This window comes from uncultured Actinomyces sp. (assembly GCF_963526355.1).
GTDB lineage: Bacteria > Actinomycetota > Actinomycetes > Actinomycetales > Actinomycetaceae > Actinomyces.
Genome location: NZ_CAUROW010000159.1, coordinates 1 through 3,307 on the forward strand (window position 1 = coordinate 1; position 3,307 = coordinate 3,307).

At 66.3% G+C, this 3,307-nt stretch carries 4 protein-coding genes; 2 read left to right on the top strand and 2 right to left on the bottom strand.

Features of this window, described 5'->3' with window-relative positions; genetic code table 11:
- Window positions 1–351: ABC transporter permease (locus RWR81_RS13120; protein ID WP_399498455.1), on the top strand; the 351-nt coding region annotated here is incomplete at its 5' end.
- A gap of 8 nt (window positions 352–359) precedes the next feature.
- Window positions 360–1,673 carry an ABC transporter ATP-binding protein gene (locus tag RWR81_RS13125; protein ID WP_314458158.1) on the top strand — a complete coding sequence of 438 codons (1,314 nt, stop codon included), beginning with the start codon at window positions 360–362 and terminating at the stop codon, window positions 1,671–1,673.
- Window positions 1,674–1,696: 23 nt separating this feature from the next.
- On the opposite strand, the gene RWR81_RS13130 is transcribed toward RWR81_RS13125, so the two are convergent.
- Window positions 1,697–2,809, bottom strand: a complete 1,113-nt coding sequence (locus tag RWR81_RS13130) for a glycosyltransferase family A protein (RefSeq protein WP_314458159.1) — start codon at window positions 2,807–2,809, stop codon at window positions 1,697–1,699.
- 129 nt (window positions 2,810–2,938) lie between these two features.
- The coding region (locus RWR81_RS13135) for a glycosyltransferase family 2 protein (RefSeq protein ID WP_399498456.1) at window positions 2,939–3,307 on the bottom strand (369 nt) is incomplete at its 5' end.

Below are 3,307 nucleotides of genomic sequence, written 5' to 3' on the forward strand. Positions count from 1 at the left end.
CTGTCCATCGCCACCGTCTACTTCCGGGACCTGGGTCACCTGTGGCAGATCTTCAACCAGATCTGGATGTACGCCTCCGGCGTCGTCTTCCCCCTGACCATGGTCAACAACGTCCAGAACGACCTGTTCGACGCCGGCTGGCAGATCAACGGCGAGCCGATCCCGCTCACCACGATCCTGCGTCTCAACCCGGCCGAGACCTTCCTGGAGGCCTTCAGGTCCTGCCTGTTCGACTTCGCCCTGCCGTCACTGCCCGTCTGCCTTGCCTGCCTGCTGTGGTCCACCGTCATGCTCGCACTGGGCCTGACCTTCTTCCGCCGGCACTCGGCGAGCATCGTTGAGGAGCTCTGATACCCAAGATGACTGCATCAACCGGATCATCCGCGTCATCGCTCGCGTCCTCACCCACGGCCTCGGCCAAAGAGGACTCGGCCGGATCCCTGGCGGCACCCGCCGTGCGTATTGAGGACGTCTCCAAGCGCTTCAGGATCTACCACCACCGCAACCAGTCCCTCAAGGGTGCTGTCCTCCAGCGCAGCCGCGGCGTCTACGAGGACTTCTGGGCGCTGAAGGACATCACCTTCGACATCCCCGAGGGCAAGACCTTCGGGCTCATGGGACACAACGGCTCGGGCAAGTCCACGTTGCTCAAGTGCATCGCCAGGATCCTGGCCCCCAATACGGGGACCATCACCGCTCGCGGGCGCATGGCCGCCATGCTGGAGGTCGGCTCCGGCTTCCACCCCGAGCTCTCCGGAAGGGAGAACATCTTCCTCAACGGCGCCATCCTGGGAATGAGCCGCAGGGAGATCGAGGCCAAGTTCGACGACATCGTCGACTTCTCCGGGGTCGGTGAGTTCATCGACCAGCCGGTGAAGAACTACTCCTCGGGCATGTACGTACGCCTGGGCTTCTCCGTGTCCATCCACGTCGAGCCGGAGATCCTCCTGGTCGACGAGGTCCTGGCCGTGGGTGACATGGAGTTCCAGGAGCGGTGCATGGACAAGTTCGCCGAGTTCCGCGAGGACGGACGCACCGTCGTCGTCGTCTCCCACGGTCTGGAGCAGATGCGCACCTTCTGCGACGAGGTCGCCTGGCTGGATCACGGCAGGCTCAAGGAGGTCGGACCGGCCCCAGAGGTCATCGACAAGTACTCCGACGTCACTCACGGCGCCAAGAAGGTCAAGGACGGCATCGGCACCCGCTTCGGCAGCGGTGAGGCCCAGATCAGTCGCATCGAGCTGCTTGACCGCACCGGCGCCTCGGTCAGCTCCATGCGCACGGGGGACGAGGCCACGATCCGCCTGCACTACCGCTGTGAGGAGACGATCGACAAGCCCGTCTTCGGCTGCTCCATCGACACCCGCGAGGGCATCTTCGCCTGGGGACTTCACGGTCTCGACGACGGGTTCCAGCCCGAGAGGATCGAGCCGGGCGAGGGGAGCGTCGACGTCTCCATCCCCGCGATGATGCTGCGTCCGGGCGCCTATCTCATCTCCGGGTCCATCCAGCCCTGGCACCTGTCCAGCGTCATCGACGCCTACCAGAAGGCCACGGCCTTCGACATCATCCCGGGACCGCGCATGGAGTCAGGGGGCCTGGTGGCTCTGGGCGCCCACTACGAGCGGATCACGCCACCACGCCCCATGGTCGACGTCGCCGTGCAGGACTGAGGCACGGCGACGTCGGCTGCTGCTCAGCCCCGCCGTATTCTCTTGACGCCCTGCGCCACGGTGCGGAAGAAGGGCTTCGTTGAGGCCTCGAGGTGGTCGATCTTCGCCTTGGACTCATGGATCTGAAGGAGGACGTGGCGGAGCGAGCCGTGCAGGTCGCCGATGGTGAATCGCAATGACGACAGTGCCTCATCAAGCCGTGCCATGGACTCGCGCAGCTGCTGTCCCTGCTGCTCGATCTTCTCATCCTGCTGGGCCAGACGCTGCTCAAGCCGGTGGTAGTACTCCGCCGAGACCAGCATGAAGCCCAGGTTCCCCGAGTCGGCCGGGCCGTCGGTCGAGTCGGTGGAGCCCGTGGAGCCCGCCTCATCCAGGGACAGGCGAGCATAGCGGTCCCGGATGGCGAGGTTGTCCGTGCGGTGGTTGACGGCATCGACGACGACGGAGTTGCCCATCGTCTCGTCAGTGGAGTCACGGTGGTGCCAGTGCGCCAGCGGCTCGCCGTCGATGAAGCCGACCGGGGAAGTCGCCAGCAAGCGGAGGTTGAAGTCCCAGTCGGCCTGGGTCAGCAGATTGCCGTCCCAGTGGCCGATGCGGTCGGCCACCTCGCGGCGGATGAGCTGGGAGATCGGGGGTACGTAGTTGGCCACCATCGTGTCCAGCAGGGTCCAGCTCTCCTTGTCCGGTGCCAGCACGCCCCGCTTGAGCTCGGTGAGGCCGTCCTCCGTGACTGTCTCGGCCACCAGGTCGCAGCGCGTCGCCACCGCCCCGTGGCCCGGGTGAGCATCGAGATGCTCCACGCAGGCGGCCAGGAAGCCCGGCTCCCAGGAGTCGTCATCGTCATGGATGGCGAAGAACTCGCAGGAGGAGACGGCCAGGCCGTCTTCAAGGGCGGCCTCTCGCCCGTGGGAGGTCTCGTTGGTGACCACCCGGGTGCGTCTGCGCAGCCACTCGGGGGCACTCGCCAGGGCGGCCTCCACCGGCTCGGTCCTCCCCGCGTCGTTGACGATGATGAGCTCGAAGTCCTGGAAGGACTGCGCCCCGACCGACTGGACTGCTCGCGCGAGCATCAGGGGACGGTTGCGGGTTCGGGTCACCACGGTGACTCGGGGGGCTCGTGCGGCTTTTCCGGCCATCTTCGGGGGTCCTCCTCGATCCGGTTCATGACGTGTCGCATGATGCCGCAGAACGGTTCGGGCGTCTGACAACGTCTCAGTCCCGTAACTCTATCGGGTGGGGCGCCGTGAGGGCAGTCCATAGCGGGTTCAGCGGCGCCTCGAGTGCGTCTCCGAGTGTCTTGACGATGCACTCGAACGGCGGTGCAGCTCGCGTGGCAGAGCGGCGACTGCCTGAGCGAGTCCGGTCATCACCGGGCCGCGTCGCGGACCGCGCACGCCGCGCACCAGTGTACGGGCCAGCGCCTGCAGCACCACACGGGCCGGGCTGTGGGCGGCGGCCACCAGGATCCGGTTGCGGGTGTTGACCCGGATGAACATGGATGAGTCGGTGCCCGAGGACGACGCGTGCTCGTGGTGCACCACTGCCTCGCGTACGTAGACGACCCCCCACCCGCGCTCGTGCAGGCGCCAGGAGAGGTCCGTGTCCTCGTAGTACATGAACAGGTCCTCGCGGAA